Origin of the sequence: Shewanella aquimarina, assembly GCF_023349185.1 — a bacterium.
Classification (GTDB): Bacteria; Pseudomonadota; Gammaproteobacteria; order Enterobacterales; family Shewanellaceae; genus Shewanella; species Shewanella aquimarina.
The window spans coordinates 393,103-413,334 of record NZ_JAKIKY010000003.1 but is presented as its reverse complement, the minus strand read 5'-3'; the positions used below and the strand labels follow the sequence as shown (position 1 = coordinate 413,334).

Here is a 20,232-nt window from a genome sequence, read left to right as displayed (position 1 = left end):
TTCCTGTGGCGGCCGATGGCGAGCCAAGCATCTATGCCATATAGTTAGTGATATTATCAGTCATTAGATTGACGGAAATGTTTAGCCGAGGTTGAGATGCCAGCTAAGGTGCCACTGCAGGATGTAGACGCAAAATATCTGAAGATTATCAGTGAGTTTGCTATCGACATGCTCTCGCTAAGCGGGGTAGATGAGATCCTTTGGCACCTGGCACAGAATGTGGTTTCCCAGTTAGGCTTTGATGATGTGGTCGTCTACCTGCTGGATCCTGCGCGGGGCGTCTTGATGCAGAAGGCCAGCTTCGGTGATAAGAACCCTAGCGGTCATGAGATCCTCGCGCCTATCGAACTCAAGGTGGGGGAGGGCGTTGTCGGCACAGTGGCTAAGACCAAACAACCCTTGATCGTCGGTGATACCCGGCAGTTTCCTAACTATATCGTCGATGACGCCCCCAGGCTTTCAGAGCTTGCGGTGCCCATGTTGATGGATGGTGAACTGATAGGGGTGATAGACACCGAGCATCCTAAGAAGAATTTTTACACCTCTCAGCATGAGCGCATCTTGTTTGCCCTTGCCTCCATCGCTGCACTGAAGATCCACAGGGCCAACAATCTGGTGACACTGCAAAAGCGGGTGGCGGATCTGGAATATGCCAGTAAGATCCAAGACACCCTGTTTGCCATCGCGGAGATCATCTTCGAGACCGACTCGATTAGAGCCTTCTACCAAAGGCTACACGCCTGCATTGCCCGCCTGGTCAAGGCGGATAACTTCTATGTCGCGCTACTGAGTGAAGATGGCCAAACGCTGCACTTTCCCTATCATGTGGATCAATACGAACAGCTCGCCGAAGATACCGAATTGCCGCTGTTACCCTCATGCCTTGGGATCACCGCCTATACGCTGCTGAAAAACAAACCACTCCTGGTGGACGAGGCGCAGATTAAGGCTTTGGTGGCTCAGGGAGAGATAACGATCAATGGCGCTATGCCAAGGGCCTGGCTCGGTGTACCCTTCGGCGACGAGGCTTTTCGTGGCATCGTCGTGGTGCAGAGTTATCATGGTGATTATCGTTATAGCGAAGCCGATCAGCAGCTGCTGGTGTTTTGCGCCAAACATATACGCAATGCCATTAGCCGCATGAATGTTAAGGCCAACCTGACGCAGATGGCTCTCTATGATGGCTTAACTAAGCTACCCAATCGTATGCTATTTATCGACCGCTTAAATCAGGCGATCGCTAAGCTCAATGAAGCCGCCGAAAATGGCGTTTCTGCCAAAGGGCTCGGCCTAGTGCTGCTCGACATAGATCACTTTAAGGCTGTTAACGATACCTATGGTCATCACTTAGGGGATGAGCTGCTAAGGGTGTTTGCACAGCGCACAGAGGCAGCTATCGCGAGCCAGGACACCATTTGTCGGCTGGGAGGGGATCAGTTTGGCCTGCTCTTGATGGGTATCGAATCAGAATCTGAGTGCCTTTCGCGGGTCGACGCCCTGCGCGAGCAGATGCAGGCGGTGTTGGATCTTGGCGGGATCTCTCTCGCGCTGTCGGTTAGCCTGGGGCTGGTGACCTGCTTCTCATCCGGGATGCGGGCGTCAGATCTCTTGCGCAGGGGCGATCAGGCGCTGCTTAGGGCAAAATTGATGGGGCGGCAGCGTCTTTGTGTGTTCAGCAGTGGTGAGCAGACCGAGCTGCAGGAGACGCAGATTTGTCAGGAGTTTCAGCTAGCCGCCGCCCAGGAGGAGCTCTATTTCAGCTTTCAACCTCAATACCGGCTCAAGGATGGCAAACTGATCGGTGCCGAGGCGCTGTTGCGCTGGGAGCATCCCAGCTATGGAACCATTTCACCCCGGCGATTATTGGCGCCGCTGCGCCGCCAGGGGGCCCTTCAGCTGGTCGATGCTGTGGTCGCCAGGCTTATACTGGCCCATCTCAAACGCTATCACGGCACCTATCCTGAGGACTTTCGCGTGAGCGTGAATCTCGCCAGTGACGGCAGTGCTCTGTTTGATGAACTGGAGGGGATGGTAACAAAGGGGGAGGATCTGGCCAAATTCTTGGGCTTAGAGATCCCGGAGGCCAGCATAGTCGCCGGCTTCGACAAGGTGAAGCACTGTATTGCCAGGGCAAAGTCCCTCGGCGTACTGGTGAGCCTGGATGACGCGGGCGCCAGCCATGCAAGCTTTGGGTATTTGCAGACACTCAGGTTCGATCGCCTCAAGATAGCCCAGGGACTCATCAGTCCCATGAAGATGGCATACGATAACCAAATGATCTTAGAGACCATCATCAATCTCGCCAGCAGCTTGAATATCGATACTCTGGCTCAGGGGATAGAAACCCGCGAGCAATATCAGACGTTACTGTTGTTTGGTTGTGACTATGGTCAGGGGGAGTTTATGAATCCCTCCGTTAGCGAGGAAAAGCTGCTGCTTATGCTGACTCAGTCGCCCTTCTTTAGATGATCAAGCGTATCATTTAGCGATTGATACTATACTCTTTTGTGCCTCATGGCGGGCAAAAATGTAAATGGTGTATTAAGTTTGTAAGCAAAGGTAAAACGCCTTGAAGCACCTACATTCCAAGGTAAACTACCGATAACATAATGCGCATTCTTTCGGAAGATTGATGAAAAAAACGATAATAATCTCAATGCTTTTAGCGGCAGGCGCCGCCACCTACTATTTCACTCAGCAAACCGAAACGCCTAAGGGGCCGCGCGGGCGACCCACGCCGAATGTGGTGGTGGCAAAGGCCGAAATGCAGCCTATTCGCGACGAAGTTGAGGCCTTGGGTACAGGTAAGGCAAACGAATCTATCACTGTGACCCCCAAGGTTACCGACATGGTAACCGAGATTAATTTCAGCGACGGTCAGATGGTGGAGAAGGGCCGGCTTCTGGTACGTTTGCAAGACAGAGAACAGATCGCCCGTGTGACAGTGGCCCGGGTTAAGATGAAAGATCATCAGCGCGAACTGGCGCGGATCAGCTCCCTGGTGACCAGCCAGACGGTCGCTGCATTGGAGCGTGACAGGCTGCAGACCCTTATCGATACCGCCAAGGCCGAGTTAGAACAGGCCGAATCCTCCCTCAAAGACAGACGCATCTTGGCGCCGTTTTCGGGACGCCTGGGTCTGCGTCAGGTGAGTCAGGGGAGCCTGGTGACCCCAGGCACTGTTATCACCACCTTAGATGATATCTCCACCATCAAACTGGATTTCTCAGTGCCGGAGCGCTTCCTGCAGTCTTTGGCTATTGGTAAGTCGGTCGAGGCCAGTGCCGTGGCCTTCGAAGGCGAGTTGTTTACCGGTAAGGTGGTGTCTGTCGATAGCCGGGTCAATCCGACGACTCGCGCCGTGACGGTCAGGGCCGAGATCCCCAACAAGGGGCTGCGCCTGCTGCCCGGTATGTTGATGAAGGTGAAGCTGATCAAGCAGAGCCGCGAAGCGCTTATCATTCCAGAAGCGGCGATTATTCCTATTCAGAAAGATCACTTCGTTTATCTGGTGAACGAAGAAAACGTGGTCGAGCGTCGTCAGGTGCAACTAGGCCTACGTAAGCGCGGCTGGGTAGAGATAGTCGGCGGCGTCGAGGTGGGCGAGCAGGTGATGGTGCGTGGCATCCTCAAGGTGCGCCCAGGAGATACGGTTAAGGTGCAGTACAGTGAACACTTTAGTTTCAACCAACAAGCTAAGGTGGAGCCGCTAGCATGATCTTGACGGATTTGTCGGTAAAACGACCGGTTTTTGCGTCCGTCATCAGCATACTCCTGATCGCCTTTGGTCTGGTCTCCTTCGAAAAGCTGCCCTTGCGCGAGTATCCCAATATCGATCCGCCTATCGTCTCGGTGCAGACCAGCTACCGCGGCGCCAGTGCGGCTGTGGTGGAGAGTCGTATCACTCAGCTGGTGGAAGACAGGATCAGTGGCGTGGAGGGGATACGTAACATCAACTCCTCCAGCAGCGATGGTCGCTCATCTGTGACGCTAGAGTTTGACGTCGGCCGGGATATCGAGGCGGCGGCCAACGATGTGCGCGACCGCATCTCGGGTTTGCTCAATAACCTGCCGGAAGAGGCCGATCCCCCAGAGGTTCAGAAGGCCAATGGCGGTGATGAGGTGATCATGTGGCTCAACTTGGTCTCGGATCAGATGAATACCTTGCAGCTCACCGACTATGCCCGCCGCTATCTGGTGGATCGCTTCTCGGTGATCGACGGCGTGGCCAATATTCGTATCGGTGGGGGTAAGGTGTACGCCATGCGGGTGTGGATCGACCGTCAGGCCCTGGCGGCCCGAGATCTGACGGTGTCGGATATCGAGTCTGTGCTGCGCTCGGAGAACGTCGAGCTACCGGCTGGTTCGGTGGAATCCCAAGATAGACACTTTACCGTGCGCCTGGAGCGCACCTTCAAGACGGCGGAAGATTTCAATAATCTGGTGCTGGCCGAAGGGGAAGATGGCTACCTCATCAAGCTCGGCGACGTGGCTAAGGTAGAGATAGGCTCGGAAGAGGAGCGCATCACCTTCCGCGGTAACCGTGAGGCCATGATAGGCCTGGGGATCTCCAAGCAGTCTACCTCTAACACCCTAGAGGTGGCTCGCGCCGCCAACGCCCTGGTGGACAAGATCAATCCGACACTGCCTGCGGGCATGGAGATCAAACGCTCCTACGATAGCTCTGTGTTTATCGAGGCCTCCATCAAGGAGGTGTACCAGACCCTGTTTATCGCCATGTTCCTGGTAATTGTGGTGATCTATCTCTTCCTTGGCAGCGTGCGCGCCATGCTGATCCCGGCGTTGACGGTGCCTGTGTCCTTGATGGCAACCTTTATCGTGCTCTACGCCCTGGGTTACACCATTAACCTGCTGACCCTGCTGGCGATGATCCTGGCCATCGGTATGGTGGTGGATGACGCCATCGTGGTGCTGGAAAACATCCACAGACGCATCGAGGAGGGCGACTCACCACTGAAGGCGGCTTTTCTCGGTTCACGCGAGGTAGCCTTTGCCGTGGTCGCCACCACCCTGGTCTTGGTGGCTGTGTTTATGCCGATCACCTTCCTTGAAGGGGATCTGGGTAAGCTGTTTAAGGAGTTTGCGGTGGCCATGAGTGCGGCGGTGATCTTCTCGAGCCTGGTGGCCCTGACCCTGAGCCCCATGATGTGCTCTAAGCTGCTTAAGCCTGCCGGGCAAGATCCTTGGCTGGTGCGCAAGATAGATGCGGGCATGAACTGGTTGTCTGCGGGTTACCGTACCACGCTCAAGCGCGCCATGACCCATCCCTTTATCGTCAGCTCCCTGGTGGTTATCGCCTTAGGGCTTAGCGGCTATCTGATGACCAAGGTACCTCAGGAGTTTGCGCCAAGAGAGGACAGGGGCTCTATGTTCCTGATCGTCAACGGTCCTCAGGGGGCGAGTTTCGAATATATCACCCCCTATATGGATGAGATCGAGGAGCGTCTGATGCCGCTGGTCGAAAGCGGTGACATCAAACGCTTGCTGATCCGTGCGCCTCGCGGCTTTGGACGCAACGCTAACTTCTCCAACGGCATGGCGATTATCGTGCTGGAAGACTGGGCGACCCGTCGTAGTGCCTTCGAGATCATAGGTGACATTCGTGCCCGTCTGTCGGATCTCGCCGGTGTGCGCGCTTTTCCCGTGATGCGTCAGGCCTTCGGTCGCGGCGTGGGTAAGCCGGTGCAGTTTGTACTGGGCGGCCCAAGCTATGAAGAACTCGCCAAGTGGCGCGACATATTACTGGAGAAGGCCAAGGAGAATCCGAATCTGGTGGGCCTTGATCATGACTACAAGGAAACCAAGCCGCAGCTGAGGGTGGTGATCGATAAGGACAGGGCGGCGGATCTCGGCGTCTCTATCTCCCATATCGGCCGCACTCTGGAGTCTATGTTGGGGTCGCGCCTGGTGACCACCTTTATGCGCGACGGTGAAGAATATGACGTGATCATCGAGGGTAACCGGGATAATCAGAATACCGCCAGCGATCTGAGTAACATCTATGTGCGCTCGGATAGAAGCCGCGAGCTTATCCCCCTGGCTAACTTAGTGTCGGTGGAGGAGTTTGCCGACGCCAGTCAGCTAAACCGCTACAACCGTATGCGCGCCATTACCATAGAGGCCAACCTAGCCGATGGTTATAGCCTGGGTGAGGCGCTCGATTACCTCAACGATCTGGCCTACACCTATCTGCCGGCCGAGACGGTGATCAGCTACAAGGGGCAATCGCTGGATTATCAGGAATCGGGTAACTCCATGTATTTCGTCTTCCTGTTGGCACTAGGCATCGTCTTCTTGGTGCTTGCGGCGCAGTTCGAGAGCTATATTCACCCCATGGTGATCATGCTGACCGTGCCCTTGGCGACCTTGGGTGCCTTGATAGGCCTGTGGATCACAGGGCAGAGCCTGAACATCTACAGCCAGATCGGTATCATCATGCTGGTGGGACTGGCGGCCAAGAACGGTATCTTGATCGTCGAGTTTGCCAATCAGCTGCGTGATAAAGGCATTGCGTTCGATACGGCGATCATCCAGGCGGCCAGCCAGCGTCTTCGTCCCATCTTGATGACGGGGATCACCACGGCGGCTGGAGCCATTCCACTGGTGTTGGCTCAAGGGGCGGGCGCCGAGACGCGTTTCGTCATAGGCGTGGTGGTATTGTCGGGTATTATTCTGGCGACCTTCTTTACCCTGCTGGTGATCCCGGTTGCCTATGGCTTGATCGCGCGAAATACAGGTTCGCCAGAAGAGATCAGCCAACGTCTCGAGGCAGAACTTGCGCTAGATACACATCATGAGTCAGGCTTACGAAACGCCGATTAGCGCCCAGATTAGCGCTTGGTATTAGGACTGAGTAATAGTTCTTAGTATTAGTTCTTAGTATTAGGACTTAGTATTAGTGTTTAGTATTAGCAAATAGTACGAGTGATGAGTAAGTTCAAAGGCCAATCTTTTTTGATTGGCCTTTTTTATGCCTGCCAAGTCACAAATGGGCAGTGGTAAAGGGGAAGCCAGGGGGCTAGAGAAAATCACTGTCTGTGTCATCCTAGCTTGCCATACAGCTAGTGCCACAAAACCGATTGCACACTAACGTCTCATTAACAAGAAGGGGCGAATATAGTAGAGTGAAACCAACAATTAGATGCAACACTTAGATGCAACAGGGAGTAATGCAGATGACATTATCTATCGAGACTGCGCAGCGTCAGCCCAAATCGGCACCGGCCACGCTGCAGAAGAATGCCATTCGAGTCGATGGACGACTCACCATGAGCCGCGAAGCGCTGGATTTTAAATCTGTCAGCTCAGACTGCCTCTACGGCCCATACCACCTGCCTTTAAATGAGATAGTGAAGGTGGAGACCTGCTGGGGCAAGGGGGCAGGGATTCTGCCTATCACGCCCGATGGGATCCAGGTGAGCCTCAGCAATGGTGAACGTTATCAGTTTATCGTCGCCGATCCCGAGGACTGGGTGCAGCGCCTCTCATCTTAACTTTCATTTTAACTCTTAGCTTAACTCTCATTGTAAGAATGCCTGCTTAAGTTTATATCGAGAAAAGGCTAGCCCTCATCTGGGCTGGCTTTTTTATTTTCCACATGCGTCGTATTTGCCCTTATGGCTATGGGGCAAGCGAGCATTTATATCGCTGCCGTACAACTGATGCGGTTAAGCTGCTGAGAAAGAGACTTAGCTAAGACTGATACAGCCAATCCGATACAGCCCATCAATCACAGCCCATCAATTACAACTAACTAAACGCAGCTAATCCAACGAGACTTATTCCGACGAGACTTAATCCGACAAGGGCTTAATCAGGCTCGTTTAAACCATACACTCGGCGAGCTTTCCTTTTCAGTCTATTACCCTGGTTGACATTTCTTGACGCAAAAAGTTTGTCATAGGTAAGGCCTTTGTAATTAATCTGTTAAGGAAATTTATGTTGATTAAAAAATGCAATCTAAAGTTGGCACTTTTCGCGGGTTTGGCCCTGGTTATCACCGGTTGTGGCTCAGATGAGTCGAGTGAAAATAAGGCTGCCTATATCCAGTTTTATAATGCATCGCCAAATAGCGTGGCGAGCCATTTGGTACTCGATGAATATGCCTATACTGCAGTTTCTTATAGTGATGCCTTGCCTCGCTATGAATATCCAACAGGGGAAACCGACGCTAGCATTCGTGGCTATGACGCCAACGGTGACAGTGTCGAGCTTCATGAATTCACACTCGATCTTAAGGAAGGTGACAACCGCCTTTTGGTGCTTGTCGGCGATTACGAGAAGAGTGAATACCTGGACATTCGATATGAGCGTGATGAGATGGATGAGGCCAACGGCGATCTCGACAGTGACGAAAGCAAGATGCAGGTCTTGGCTATACACGCTGCCATGGGCGAGGGCGCCTATGATCTCTATCTGGCCAAGGCGAGTGAAAGTTTTAACGAGGCGCAGCTGCTGGGCAACTTAAGTTATATGCAACATACCCAGGCCCTGATGCTAGACACTGGAGAGTACTTGCTGTACCTGACTGAACCTGGTCAGGCGGAACCTGTATTTCGTACGGGTACGTTGATATTGACCAGTGAAACGGTCAACAAACTAGTCATTCATAACAGTTTCGGCCCTGGAGAGCCTAAGTTGATCGTCGATAATGTCGATTCGACAGGGACGCCGGTTGCCTATGTCAACCAAGATGCCGATGCCGAATTTAGGGTCTATAACGCGTTAAACCAAGACAGCGCCCTCGATCTGCAGCTGAGTAGCGATGCCGAGAGTGTTCTCTTACCTGGGCTCTCGCCCCATGCGCTGAATGATTTCAAGGCGATAGATTACAATGATTATGGGGTGAGTGTTTTCTCGAGTGACACCAATGAGCTGCTGGCTAACAACCTCTTGGTGACATTTAATCAGGATGAGAGTAAGACACTGGTGATCTTTGACAATGCCGTCGGGCAGACCCTGGGGATGACCATTGCCCACGATCACAGGCCAAATGCCTTCGAGCATACCCTGTCGGTAGCAAATCTTATCGACAGCTTTGACAGCCTAGATCTCTACTTCGTGCGCCCAGGTGAGACGATTGACACGGCTGTCTATAAGCTGACTTACTTGAGCTTTACCGAGCTGGCGCAAATCAACCTGCCGAGCGGGGACTATGATATCAGCTTGGTCCATAAGGAAGAGAATGGCACTCTGACCTTAGTATATCAATCGGGCGCTATGGCGATCGATCAAACCGGCAACTACACCTTGGTGTTGAGTCGTGATGACACCCAGCCCTTGGGACACAGGGCAAAACTGTTTCAGTGATTGAAGGCCCTTATAAGCAGAGGGGCCTTCACATAGAAAAGGCTTACCTAGGTAAGCCTTTGTCTTGTTGTAGCTTTTGATAGCAGTTTTTACTCGCAGCTCTTATCAGCAGCTCTTATCAGCGAATGACGGCGAAAGCTAAGTTGGCGCCAGAGAGCGCTTAATCCTTGTCTTTGGCTGCGTCGTCAGTCTTGCTCGCCTGCTTATCACCTATGGGCGTATCGAGTTTGCGAGTCTCATCATCTTTGCCTGCATCTTGATCTGCCTCACCGCGCGCAGTTTTCGCATCGGGTTTTTGATGCGGCTTACCAAATTGGGTCATCTTAAACTTGCTGCTGTACTTAAGCACCGCCAGGTTGCTGGCGATCACCCCAAGCACCAAGATAATGATGAGCCAGACTTCAAGACTCGACATCCGCTCTCTCCCTCGCTTTCAATTCTTATCCGCTAGATTTGGATTGGCTAGCTCAGTACCGGCTAGTCGACTGCCAGACGGGCTTCGCAGATACGAATATCTTCCGGCGTATCCACCTCGGGCGAGTCGAAGGCGCTGATGGCGACTTTGATCTTATGGCCATGCTCCAGTGCGCGCAGCTGCTCCAGCTTCTCGAGATCTTCTAAACGGCCCAGTGGCAGCTTATTGAAGGTGCGGACAAACTCGCGTGTGTAGGCATAGACGCCCAGGTGTTTGTAAACCGGGTAGTCGTTTGTGTCGCGGCCGAAGGGGATACGGGCGCGCGAGAAATACAGCGCATTATACTGGTTGTCGAACACCATCTTGACGTGCTTGGGATCGTCCAGCTCATGCTCTTCGGTGATCTCATAACCTAGGGTGGCCATACCGAACTCACCTGGGTGGCGTTCAAACAGGGTAATGATCTGTTCGATAGAGATAGGATCGATCAGTGGCTGATCGCCCTGTAGGTTGATTACCAGATCTTCGTCTGCAAGACCGAGTTGAGTGATAGCATCTTCGATTCTGTCGGTGCCGGAGGCCGCCTTCTCATCTGTCATCACCACCTTGCCACCAAAGGCTTCTACCGCCTCCTTGATGCGCAGATCGTCGGTGGCCACATAGATGGCGGTTAAACCTTTTGCCAGCGCCGCACGCTCGTAAACATGCTGGATCATCGGCTTACCGTTAATCGGCGCCAGTGGCTTGCCCGGAAAACGGCTAGAGCCATAGCGTGCTGGGATTAACAGAGTCACATTCATTTGGATATACCTATCAGTTACAGTGTGCCGCAGTGCATAAGAGAAGGGGCCCACTAGGAGCCCCTTACACCTTGAGCTTACAGGTTAGATTCGACGGAACAGTTTAGTCAACATTTCGTCGGTGACTTTCTCTTCCCAACCTTCGCCATAGACGTTGGCCCAGAGTGGTCCCATGCTCTTGGTGACGGCGACCATCTTAGCGATGGTTTCATCTGGCAAGTCTTTACAGATGTTCTTCGGCAGGGTGATGTTGTGCTTGTCCATCATCTGACGGAACTCGGCCACACCCTCAGGGTAGAACTCTTCCAGTACGTCGAACGCCAGGCAGTTACCGATACCATGGTGGTAACCCAATACATAACCAAGGCCGTATGAAACTGCGTGACAGGCACCTACCTGGCTATAGGCGATGCTCATGCCGCCCATGTAAGAGGCCATCATCAGCTTGTCGTCTTTCTCTGGGTGATCGTCTAAGAAGACTTCACGGCAAAGGTCCATCGACTTCTCGGCGAACGCCTTGGCAAACTCGTTCAAGAAGGTGCCTTGTAGTGACTCGACGCAGTGGATGTAGCAATCCATACCCGTGTAGAACCACTGATCTGTCGGCACGCCGTCGATGAGCTCTGAGTCCATGATGATCTGGTCAAATACTGTGTAGTCAGAGTTCAGACCTAGCTTACGTACCGGGCCGCAAAGTACGGCGGTGCGTGAAGCTTCGGCGCCGGTACCTGACACAGTAGGGATACCGATATGGTGAACCGCAGGGTTCTTGATCAGATCCCAACCCTGATACATGGCGCTGCCACCTGGGTTGGTAAGCATGAGTGAAACGGCCTTGGCCAGATCCATCGTTGAACCACCGCCCAGACCGATAACGCTAACGGGCAGCTTGCTGTTAAAGGCTTGCACCTGCTCGGTGAGATCATCAACCTGCTTGGTGGTAGGCTCTTCGTCCACGTTAACGTAGATCACGAGATCCTGTGGCTTAGCGGGTACGCGCTGCGCCAGTGGCTTGTCCTGATGAACATCATCGATCAGGAAGACCACGAAATCTTCGCCTTGCTTACGCTCTTCTTCGAGTACGGTATCGAGCTGCGCGAATGAACCACGACCAAAGATCATTTTTGGTACGCATTTGAAATTTTTAAAACTCATTACAGCATTCTCCATTGAGACATCTAGTGTAAAAAGTAACGTCGCAGGGCCAAACAAGGCGCTGCGACCGGGAATTTGAGAGACGAGAGTTAAGCGGCAAAGGCGCGCTTGATGTTCTCGATGCGCTGGGCGATCTCTTCTTCAGTCCAAGAGAGCTTGATCAACATCGAAATGGTGCGGCTCATGATGGCATCAGACTTAGGCACAGACACCTGAGTATAGTCAGGTTTGTCGGCGATTAATGTGATCGGCAGAGCGGCTGGTGATTTAAGCTCTTGAATGTGCTTCCAGTTTGACAGGTAGTGCCAGTTGTTTACATACCAGTAGAAGCAGCCATCGACGCCGTTTTCGGCCAGTTTCTTGTTGATCTCCTGAGTGCGCTCCTCGGTCGGCAGCATGAAGCTTAGGAAACCGGCTGAGTCGCCTTCAGGATCTGGGATCTCACGGAAGCTCACCTCTGGCAGCGCTGCCATGGCGTCTTTCAGGAGTTTCTTGTTCTTGCGCTGAATGTCGATGATGGTATCTAGCTTGCGAAGCTGCGCCAGACCTAGTGCCGAGTTCATCTCAGAGATGCGGAAGTTCAGGCCCATGATAGGGTGGCTTTCTGCGCCGCGATCATTGCCGACATGGTCATGGCCATGATCAGAGAACATATGGGCGTGGTTATAGATGGTTTCATCATTAGTGATCACCGCGCCGCCTTCGCCACAGGTGATGGTCTTAACAGAGTCAAATGAGTAGCAGCCTACATGGCCGATAGTACCCAGGGCTTGACCCTTGTAGCTACCGCCGATGGCCTGACAGGCATCTTCCAGTAGCACTAGGTTGTGCTTTTCACAGACGGCCTTGATCTCATCCATCTTAGCCATAGAGCCACACATGTGGACTAGGTTAACGGCCTTGGTGCGTGGCGTGATAGCCGCTTCAATGCCTTCCGGTGACAGACATAGTGTCTCGTCGATCTCGGCAAACACCGGGACGGCGCCAGCCATAAACACGGCTTCGACAGAGGCCACGAAGGTAAATGGAGGAACGATCACTTCATCGCCTGCGCCAATGCCAGCGGCGGCTAGTGCGGTTTGCAGTGCAGCGGTACCGCTCGAGAGCAGGTGGGCGTGTTTGACATTCATCTTCTCACAGAGCAGTTGCTCCATCTCACGCGTCTTCCAGCGGTCATTACGCATGTGATCAAAGTTGTAACGGAAGGTAAAACCGTTTTCCATTACGTCAGCAACTTCCTGTTTCTCTTCAGGACCAAATAATTCAAAACCAGGCATGGAATAGTTCCTTAGCATTCGCTGCGCCCGCGGCGCGAAAAATAAATCAATGCGAATTATAAACGCGATGGGTGTAAAACTGCGATGTTTATTAAGGAATATTTACTGAAATAGGAGGCTTTTTTTTGCTTTTACACGAGGGGGCCTGGCGATAGCGCATGATTTGACCATCATGCGCGCTGTGGCCTGCCTTAAAGGAGGAGGTGATGTGTCTGGGAGCTATCTGCTGCGAAAGGTATCTATGTCTACGGTAACGTCGAGATCCGACAGCAGGCCGTTGTCGACGCTGTAGATCCAGCCGTGTACCGCCACCTTATGGCCGCGTTCCCAGGCATCTTGCACTATGGTGGTACTGGCAACATTGCCCACCTGCTCGATGACGTTGAGCTCACACAGGCGATCGAAGCGGGTCTTCTCATCAAGTTCGGCGAGTTCTTTGGCGTGCAGACGATGGATGTCGCGAATATGCCCCAGCCAGTTGTCGATCAGTCCCAGGCGCTCCTTACCCATGGAGGCCTTGATACCGCCGCAGCCGTAATGGCCCACCACCATGATATGTTTCACCTTGAGCACCTCGACGGCATATTGCAGCACTGAGAGGCAGTTGAGATCCGTATGGATCACCATGTTGGCGATGTTCCTGTGTACGAATACCTCGCCGGGCATGAGATCGATGATCTGGTTCGACGGTACCCGGCTGTCCGAGCAGCCAATCCACAAATACTCGGGATTTTGCTGTTGGGCCAGTTGCTCGAAGAACTTAGGATTCTCTTCCAGGATGCGGTTGGCCCAGCGGCGGTTGTTGTCGAACAAAGGTTTAAGTAGTTTCATTTAGTTAACATCATGTCGATGAAGAAGATTTTGCAGGGCTGCATTCTAGCATCAAAGATTTGCCCTGCTGGTCTACTCAGTCTAGGCTAGCGTTTTTTTGCTGGCTTAGCTCAAATGTTTGGCGAAAAAATCACTCAGGTGCTGATTGATCCACTCACTCTGTTCCAGGGTTGAGATATGGCCCGCCTCCGGAATATGTAAAAACTCGCTGCCGTCTATGGCATCATGCATCAGATAGCCCTCCAGCACAGGTCTGGGCTTGTCCTGGGTGCCTGTCATGATCAGCGTCGGCAGGGTAAACTGCGCGGCATCTTCCATGATGTCCCGGCGCCCGAAGATGATGCGGCCGAGGCGAGAGATGCTCTCCAGCCGCTTTGGCGCCAACTTCGCGAGCGAGGCCTTAAAGGCGGCGATGAGATCAGGTTGTTTTTGTTCGACCTCATCGGCAAAAAATAGCGGCGCTATCTGGTCGATCAGTGGCGGCGGCAACTGCCCGGCAGCCATCATGGCATCGAGCATGGCGTAGTATTTGGCGCGGCTGACTTCGGGTTCGAAGCCGAGGAAACAGCCCATCATCACCAGCGTTTTCACGCGGCGCGGCGCAAGCAAGGTTAACTCTGCGCCCCACATGCCGCCAACAGATAACCCAAGTATTGAGAATTCATCCACTTCCAGGCTGTCCATCAGCGCCAGATAATGCTCGGCGAGATGCTTAAGTGAACGGCAATCGCTTGGTAGCAGATCTGACTGACCATGGCCCCAGAGATCCGGCACTATGCAGCGATAATGCTGGCTGAGGTGGGCGATTTGCGGCGCCCACATGGCGCTGTCCCAGAGATAGCTGTGGCCGAGCAGTAAGACTGGGCCCTGGCCGACATCCAGATAGCTCATCTGGTGGCCGTTGAGATTGAAACTGTGACGAAAATTGTCGAGGTTCATGTGAGATCACTCATTGATAATTGGGTTAACCGGCCCGTTGGGCGAAGGAGCAACGAAGTAGACATAGCGTGATACCAGCTCCTCCAGTCGGGCGAGAATTGGGTCCTTAAGCGCGATATCCGCCTGCTCGAGCCGAGTCTCTAATGCATGGATATCGAAGCTGGCCAGATGGCTATCGGCCAGTGGGTAATAACTCAGGTGCCAAGGCTCTGGGCTGACGCCGCTGAGACCTGCCTGATAGGGAAAATAGAAACCAAAGTCAGCCGCGTGTGCCACTAACCACTGATGCAGCCCGTGACAGGGACCACCTACCTGATACTCGCTGTCGATAAGCTCGAGGGATGCTTGGCTGATGGCGTTTGCGTCGAACAGATCCAGATCTGTGCCCCAATGATGGCGTGACATGCCGGGCAATGCCGACCAGCGCAGTATGGCATCTAGCAGCTCATTGTCACTTAACGTCTCGATGTCTATTGGCCGAGACGCCGCGTCCAATACCGGCCGCTTACCGCTCGCCTTGGCATTCCATATTCCGAGCTGGCGATTGAAATCACGATAACTGGAGCAGATGGCAATGTTAATTCCATCGCTGGCGGCGGCGCCTTGCATCTTGGTAAGCTGCGCGGCGCACTCGGGGGCCAGCCTGTGGCCCTGGTGATCTACGAGTGTTGGCTCATCAAAACCATAGATTGCCGGTTCTAGCACAGGAGCTTTTCCAGGATACGTTCATACACCTTGGCGAGCTGCTCGATATCCTCGACCTTGACGCACTCATTGACCTTGTGAATGGTGGCGTTAACCGGGCCAAGCTCGATCACCTGGGCGCCAGTCGGGGCGATGAAACGTCCATCCGAGGTGCCGCCAGAGGTTTGCGGGTCTGTCTCTGTGCCGGTGATTTCATGGATCGCCTCGCGGGTGGCATCCAGCAGCGGGCCTGCATCGGTGAGAAACGGCAGGCCGTTGAAGATCCAGCTGATCTCATAGTCCAACCCGTGGGCGTCAAGAATATTGAGTACCCGCTGAATTAAGATCTCGGCGGTAACTTCGGTGGAATAACGGAAGTTAAACATCACCTCCAGGCTGCCCGGGATCACGTTTGAGGCGCCCGTGCCGCCATTGATATTGGCGATTTGAAAACTGGTCGGCGGGAAGAATTCGTTGCCGTTATCCCACTTCATGCGTGCCAGCTCATCGAGCGCAGGCGCCGCCTTGTGGATGGGGTTGTCGGCCAGGTGTGGGTAGGCGACATGGCCCTGAATGCCCTTGACGACGAGGTTACCCGTGAGGCTGCCCCGGCGACCGTTCTTGACGATATCCCCTAGCTTATGGGTAGAGGAGGGCTCGCCAACTAGTGACCAGGTGATCTTCTCGTTGCGGGCTTCAAGGGTGTCGATCACCCGGGTAGTGCCGTTGATGAAGGGGCCTTCTTCGTCGCTGGTGATCAGAAAGGCGATAGAGCCCTTATGATCTGGATGCTTGTCGACGAATCGCTCGGTGGCGACCACCATGGCAGCGAGTGACCCCTTCATGTCGGCGGCGCCACGGCCGTGAAGATAGCCGTCGATCACCACAGGCTCGAAGGGTGGTGTGTGCCAACGGTTAAGATCGCCAACCGGCACCACATCTGTATGGCCGGCAAAGCAGAATAGCGGACCTTCTGAGCCGCGCCGCGCCCACATGTTGGTGGTATCTTCAAATACCATAGATTCGATATTAAACCCCTTGGCCTTGAGGCGATCGGCCATCAGCGGCTGACAACCTTCGTCTAGCGGGGTGACCGAGGCTCTGGCAATCAGATCCTGTGCCAGTGTGAGGACTTCCTGGCTCATCGGCTGAAGATCTCCTCGTATTGAGCGGGCTTGAAGCCAACGCTTACCTGTCCCTGATGATCCAGCACGGGACGTTTGATCAGGGTGGGATAGGCGAGCATGAGGGCGATCGCCTTATCCTTGCCGATATCGGCCTTTTCGTCATCGCTCAGGTTGCGAAAACTGGTGCTGCGTTTATTAAACAGGCTTTCCCAGCCGACTTGCTCGACCCAGGCGTTAAGGTGTTCCTCGGTGAGGCCGTCGACGCGAAAGTCATGAAAGGTCACTGCTTGTTGGTTGGCGTCTAGCCACTTGAGCGCTTTCTTGACTGTGTCGCAATTCTTAATACCGTATAGGGTCAAAATTTGATTCTCCATGTGGGGCAAAGGCCGTTTAGCGAAACGTGAGTGCTTCTGTAAACTAGGGCTTTTGTAATACTTTAGCCGCTTCGCTGGCGACCACTTCTACTTGCTGCTCATTGTGGCACCGAGTCGAGTTCGCCTCAAGGGTTAAGCACGGGGCAAGTGTCTGTTTGAAAAAAAATCATTCAGCTGATGGTGATTCTTAGGCTAAGGGTTAACGAGTTGCTGAAGTGAGTTAAGGGAACCCGGCACTGAATGCACCGGGTGATAGTGCGCGTTAGAGCTGAACCGAGAAGATCACGTCTTTGCCGGCTTCGATACTGCCGTGGCGCTTGTCGAGCCCCTGAATATCTTCCATGTTGGCCAGCACCACGGGGGTGAGCAGGCTCTCTACATGCTCCTTGAGATAGTCGAGATCGAACTCGAGTATGGGGTCGCCGGCCTTGACCTGCTGGCCCTCTTCGGCCAGGCGGGTGAAGCCGTTGCCCCTGAGCTCGACCGTACCGACACCGAAATGCACGAACAGTTCGAGGCCTTGAGGCGACTCTATGCTAAAGGCGTGGTTGGTTTCGAAGATCTTACCTATGGTGCCATCAATGGGCGCCACTATCTGTTTTCCTTTTGGGGCTATCGCGATGCCGTCGCCGACTATCTTCTCGGCAAAGACCACATCCGGCACTTTCTCGATTGCCACGATCTCGCCCGACACTGGCGCATAAACATCAATGCCGCCCGTGATGGGTGGCTGACCAGAAATTAAACGTCTTATGCGGCTCAAAAATCCCATTAATTTGCCCCTGTGTTAGCACGCTGATGTGTCGTGATGAATTATGCCTAGCATACTCAAAAAATATCAAGAGTGACAGTGTGTTAATAATTGATTTAACGCATCGATGCGTGAAACTTGCAAGGCTTTGCGCGCAAGTTCGACACAATCTGGGTAAGACCAACGACTGAGAGCCTGTTTCACCTCGAGGAGCGAGGCCAGGTTGACGCTAAATTCTTCCAGTCCGAGTCCAATCAACAAGGCGGCGGCATTGGGGTTACTGGCCAGCTCACCGCACATGGAGACTCGCACCTTGGCGGCCTTGGCCTTCTCTATGATCTGGGCGATCAGGCGGATGATCACCGGCGAGAGCACGGGGTATTGATCGATCAGCAGCGGATTGGCGCGATCGGCGGCCATGGTATATTGGGTCAGATCGTTGGTGCCTATGCTGACAAAATCCAGCAGGGGCAGCATGGAGTCGAGGTTAAACACCGCCGCCGGGGTTTCAACCACTATGCCAAGCTCGAGTTCGCCAAAGCCTTTCTCGGCCTCGACCAGCTCCTGCTTGCAGCTTTCCAGCAGCGCTAACACGGCTTCGAGCTCCTCTACCTGATTGACCATGGGGAACATGAGGCGGATGGGACCATGGTTGGCTGCCCTGAGGATCGCCCTGAGCTGGGCGCTAAACAGCTCTGGGTGGGCGAGTGTGTATCTCACCCCTCTGAGCCCCAGCGCCGGATTTTCCTCCGCATCCATGGCGAGGCTAGGCACTTCCTTGTCGGCGCCAAGATCCATGCTGCGAATGGTGAGCGGCTTGCCATCCAGCAGCTGCAGGGCATCACAGTAGAGTTGATACTGGCGGTTTTCGTCCGGCAGTTCATGGTTGTTCATGAACAAGAACTCGGTGCGAAACAGACCAACCCCCTCGGCGCCCACGTCGGCCAGATGATTGATTTCGCTGATGCAGCCCACGTTGGCCAGCAGGGGAATGGTGCGGCCATCCTTTGTTTGGGTCACTTTGCCCTTCAAGGCCTGCAGTGCCGACTTGCGCTCGTCTGCCTGCTGTTTCTGGGCGTTGAGATCGCTTACTTGCGCCGCATCAGGCTCAACATAGAGCTCACCATTGATGGCATCCACGGCTAGCGTCATGCCATCTGATACCTCCAGGCTATGCCAGGGGCAGCTCATCAGGGTGGGAATGCCGGCGCTGCGGGCTAGAATCGCCGTATGGCTGGTTACGCCGCCGGTTTGCAGTACCAAGGCGCTGACGCGCTCCAGGGGCAGGGTGGCGAACTCAGCCGGGGTGATATCCTTGGCCAGTACGATGGCGTTTTCCGGTAGGCGGCTGAGGTTATCGCAGTGGCCGGTGAGCAGGGTACGGATCAGCCGCTGGCCCAGGCTTAATACATCTTCGGCGCGCCGGGCCAGGTAAGGCGAGTCGGCCTCTTGCATCGCCTGTGCCTGTTTGGCGAAGCTGTGCTCCACCGCCAGTGCCGCGGAAAATTGGCGCTTGCCTATGGTGTCGCTGAGTTCGGCCAGTAGCTCCTCATCTTCTAACAGCAGGAGATCGGCCTCGATCAGCTGATAGTTGTCGGAGTCGGGGTCGAGCTTGGCGGCGCAGGCCTGGCTCTGTTTGATGAGGGTCTTGAGGGCGCGATTGAGTCTTTGTTGCTCGCGGGCGAGTTGGGCTGGAGGCAAGAGATGATAGTCGAGTTTACTTTCATAGGTGCGTAGTACTTTTGCCTGTCCGAAGGCGATGCCCGCCGCTACCGCTATGCCTCTAATCGTCATCCTGACTCCTGTTAATTTAAGGTGATAAGCAGCTCGGCGACGGTATCCACCGCCGGTTTTGCCTGCTCGCCATCGGCGCTGACCTTGACCTCGACGCCTTTATACAGGCCCAAGGTCTGCAGCTTGAACAGGCTCTTGGCACTGGCCTGTTTGCCCTGACATTCCACTATGATGTCACAATCATAGGCCTTGGCTGCCTTAACAAGCAGGGCCGCAGGCCGGGTATGAATGCCGTGTTCGGCCATGATGGTGACTGTCTTTTGGTACATAACACTCGCTCTTTGGAAATGACGCTCTGGCGCTAGGCCTGATAATGAATGATCTGATAGTTGGTCTTCTTCAGCGCCTGTATCGCTTGCTGCAGCTTATCCTTCTTCACCAGAATATAATCTGTATCGAAGGTTGAGATGGCGAAGATGCTGATCTTGGCTTCTGCCAGGGTGCCAGAGACACTGGCGAGGATCCCCGTCATGGAGAAGCCCAGGGGACCGACGACCTCGAGGCAGCGCCAGTCGCTCTCCTCTTCGAGGCTGTCGAGTTGCAGTTCGGCGGGCACCACCACTGAGAGTTCATCTTTGGTCTTGCCGATAAAAAACATGGGCTGACGAAACACCTCGGGCACTAATTCACTGTCTGGGCTGAAGCTGTGAATACTGTATAGCTGAGGATGAACCGCTAACGTCATTCGGGCCATGGTTATGTGATCCCACCGATGCAGAAAAATGTGATGTCGTTAAGCTTATCACAGTTTTAAT

18 protein-coding genes are annotated in these 20,232 nt (G+C 53.9%); 5 read left to right on the top strand and 13 right to left on the bottom strand.

What is annotated here, in order from left to right:
• Positions 1 to 96 precede the first annotated feature (96 nt).
• From L2731_RS05995 to L2731_RS05975, 5 genes are all read left to right on the top strand, one after another.
• Positions 97 to 2,469 (top strand): EAL domain-containing protein, encoded by a 2,373-nt coding sequence (locus L2731_RS05995; protein ID WP_249252244.1) that lies wholly within the window; start codon positions 97 to 99, stop codon positions 2,467 to 2,469.
• 163 nt (positions 2,470 to 2,632) lie between these two features.
• Positions 2,633 to 3,718 carry an efflux RND transporter periplasmic adaptor subunit gene (locus L2731_RS05990; protein WP_239850440.1) on the top strand — a complete coding sequence of 362 codons (1,086 nt, stop codon included), beginning with the start codon at positions 2,633 to 2,635 and terminating at the stop codon, positions 3,716 to 3,718.
• Positions 3,715 to 6,843, top strand: a complete 3,129-nt coding sequence (locus tag L2731_RS05985; protein ID WP_249252242.1) for an efflux RND transporter permease subunit — start codon at positions 3,715 to 3,717, stop codon at positions 6,841 to 6,843. The genes L2731_RS05990 and L2731_RS05985 overlap by 4 nt, the downstream gene beginning before the upstream one ends.
• A gap of 353 nt (positions 6,844 to 7,196) precedes the next feature.
• Complete coding sequence (locus tag L2731_RS05980) at positions 7,197 to 7,514, top strand: hypothetical protein (RefSeq protein ID WP_239850442.1); 318 nt, start codon at positions 7,197 to 7,199, stop codon at positions 7,512 to 7,514.
• A gap of 445 nt (positions 7,515 to 7,959) precedes the next feature.
• The gene (locus L2731_RS05975) at positions 7,960 to 9,330 is read left to right on the top strand and encodes a hypothetical protein (protein ID WP_249252240.1); all 1,371 of its coding nucleotides are present in this window, start codon (positions 7,960 to 7,962) and stop codon (positions 9,328 to 9,330) included.
• Positions 9,331 to 9,490: 160 nt separating this feature from the next.
• Here L2731_RS05975 and L2731_RS05970 read toward each other — a convergent pair whose 3' ends face one another.
• From L2731_RS05970 to L2731_RS05910, 13 genes are all read right to left on the bottom strand, one after another.
• Positions 9,491 to 9,745 carry a DUF2897 family protein gene (locus L2731_RS05970; protein ID WP_239850444.1) on the bottom strand — a complete coding sequence of 85 codons (255 nt, stop codon included), beginning with the start codon at positions 9,743 to 9,745 and terminating at the stop codon, positions 9,491 to 9,493.
• Between the two features lie 62 nt (positions 9,746 to 9,807).
• Complete coding sequence (gene kdsB, locus L2731_RS05965) at positions 9,808 to 10,545, bottom strand: 8-amino-3,8-dideoxy-manno-octulosonate cytidylyltransferase KdsB (protein ID WP_239850445.1); 738 nt, start codon at positions 10,543 to 10,545, stop codon at positions 9,808 to 9,810.
• 84 nt (positions 10,546 to 10,629) lie between these two features.
• On the bottom strand, positions 10,630 to 11,700 hold the full coding sequence (gene kdnB / locus L2731_RS05960; RefSeq protein WP_041511349.1) for a 3-deoxy-alpha-D-manno-octulosonate 8-oxidase KdnB: 1,071 nt from the start codon (positions 11,698 to 11,700) through the stop codon (positions 10,630 to 10,632).
• A gap of 89 nt (positions 11,701 to 11,789) precedes the next feature.
• Positions 11,790 to 12,977: an 8-amino-3,8-dideoxy-alpha-D-manno-octulosonate transaminase KdnA gene (kdnA, locus tag L2731_RS05955; protein WP_249252239.1), complete on the bottom strand. Its 1,188-nt coding sequence runs from the start codon at positions 12,975 to 12,977 to the stop codon at positions 11,790 to 11,792.
• 219 nt (positions 12,978 to 13,196) lie between these two features.
• Positions 13,197 to 13,808 (bottom strand): carbonate dehydratase, encoded by a 612-nt coding sequence (gene can / locus L2731_RS05950; RefSeq protein ID WP_239850448.1) that lies wholly within the window; start codon positions 13,806 to 13,808, stop codon positions 13,197 to 13,199.
• A 105-nt stretch (positions 13,809 to 13,913) separates the two neighbouring features.
• A complete protein-coding gene (locus L2731_RS05945) occupies positions 13,914 to 14,747 on the bottom strand; it encodes an alpha/beta fold hydrolase (protein WP_249252238.1) in 834 nt (277 codons plus the stop codon).
• A 6-nt stretch (positions 14,748 to 14,753) separates the two neighbouring features.
• Entirely contained in the window at positions 14,754 to 15,452 is a 699-nt protein-coding gene (locus L2731_RS05940) for a M15 family metallopeptidase (protein ID WP_249252237.1), read from the bottom strand.
• The gene (gene dapE, locus L2731_RS05935) at positions 15,446 to 16,576 is read right to left on the bottom strand and encodes a succinyl-diaminopimelate desuccinylase (protein ID WP_249252236.1); all 1,131 of its coding nucleotides are present in this window, start codon (positions 16,574 to 16,576) and stop codon (positions 15,446 to 15,448) included. The genes L2731_RS05940 and dapE overlap by 7 nt, the downstream gene beginning before the upstream one ends.
• Positions 16,573 to 16,932: an ArsC family reductase gene (locus L2731_RS05930; protein ID WP_239850452.1), complete on the bottom strand. Its 360-nt coding sequence runs from the start codon at positions 16,930 to 16,932 to the stop codon at positions 16,573 to 16,575. Before L2731_RS05930 ends, dapE begins: the two co-directional genes overlap by 4 nt.
• Positions 16,933 to 17,194: 262 nt before the next feature.
• A complete protein-coding gene (gene crr / locus L2731_RS05925; protein ID WP_249252235.1) occupies positions 17,195 to 17,704 on the bottom strand; it encodes a PTS glucose transporter subunit IIA in 510 nt (169 codons plus the stop codon).
• Between the two features lie 66 nt (positions 17,705 to 17,770).
• Positions 17,771 to 19,477 (bottom strand): phosphoenolpyruvate--protein phosphotransferase, encoded by a 1,707-nt coding sequence (ptsP, locus tag L2731_RS05920; protein ID WP_249252234.1) that lies wholly within the window; start codon positions 19,475 to 19,477, stop codon positions 17,771 to 17,773.
• An 11-nt stretch (positions 19,478 to 19,488) separates the two neighbouring features.
• Positions 19,489 to 19,746 (bottom strand): HPr family phosphocarrier protein, encoded by a 258-nt coding sequence (locus L2731_RS05915; RefSeq protein WP_249252233.1) that lies wholly within the window; start codon positions 19,744 to 19,746, stop codon positions 19,489 to 19,491.
• A gap of 32 nt (positions 19,747 to 19,778) precedes the next feature.
• Positions 19,779 to 20,171: an ACT domain-containing protein gene (locus L2731_RS05910; RefSeq protein ID WP_011865665.1), complete on the bottom strand. Its 393-nt coding sequence runs from the start codon at positions 20,169 to 20,171 to the stop codon at positions 19,779 to 19,781.
• Positions 20,172 to 20,232: the final 61 nt, after the last annotated feature.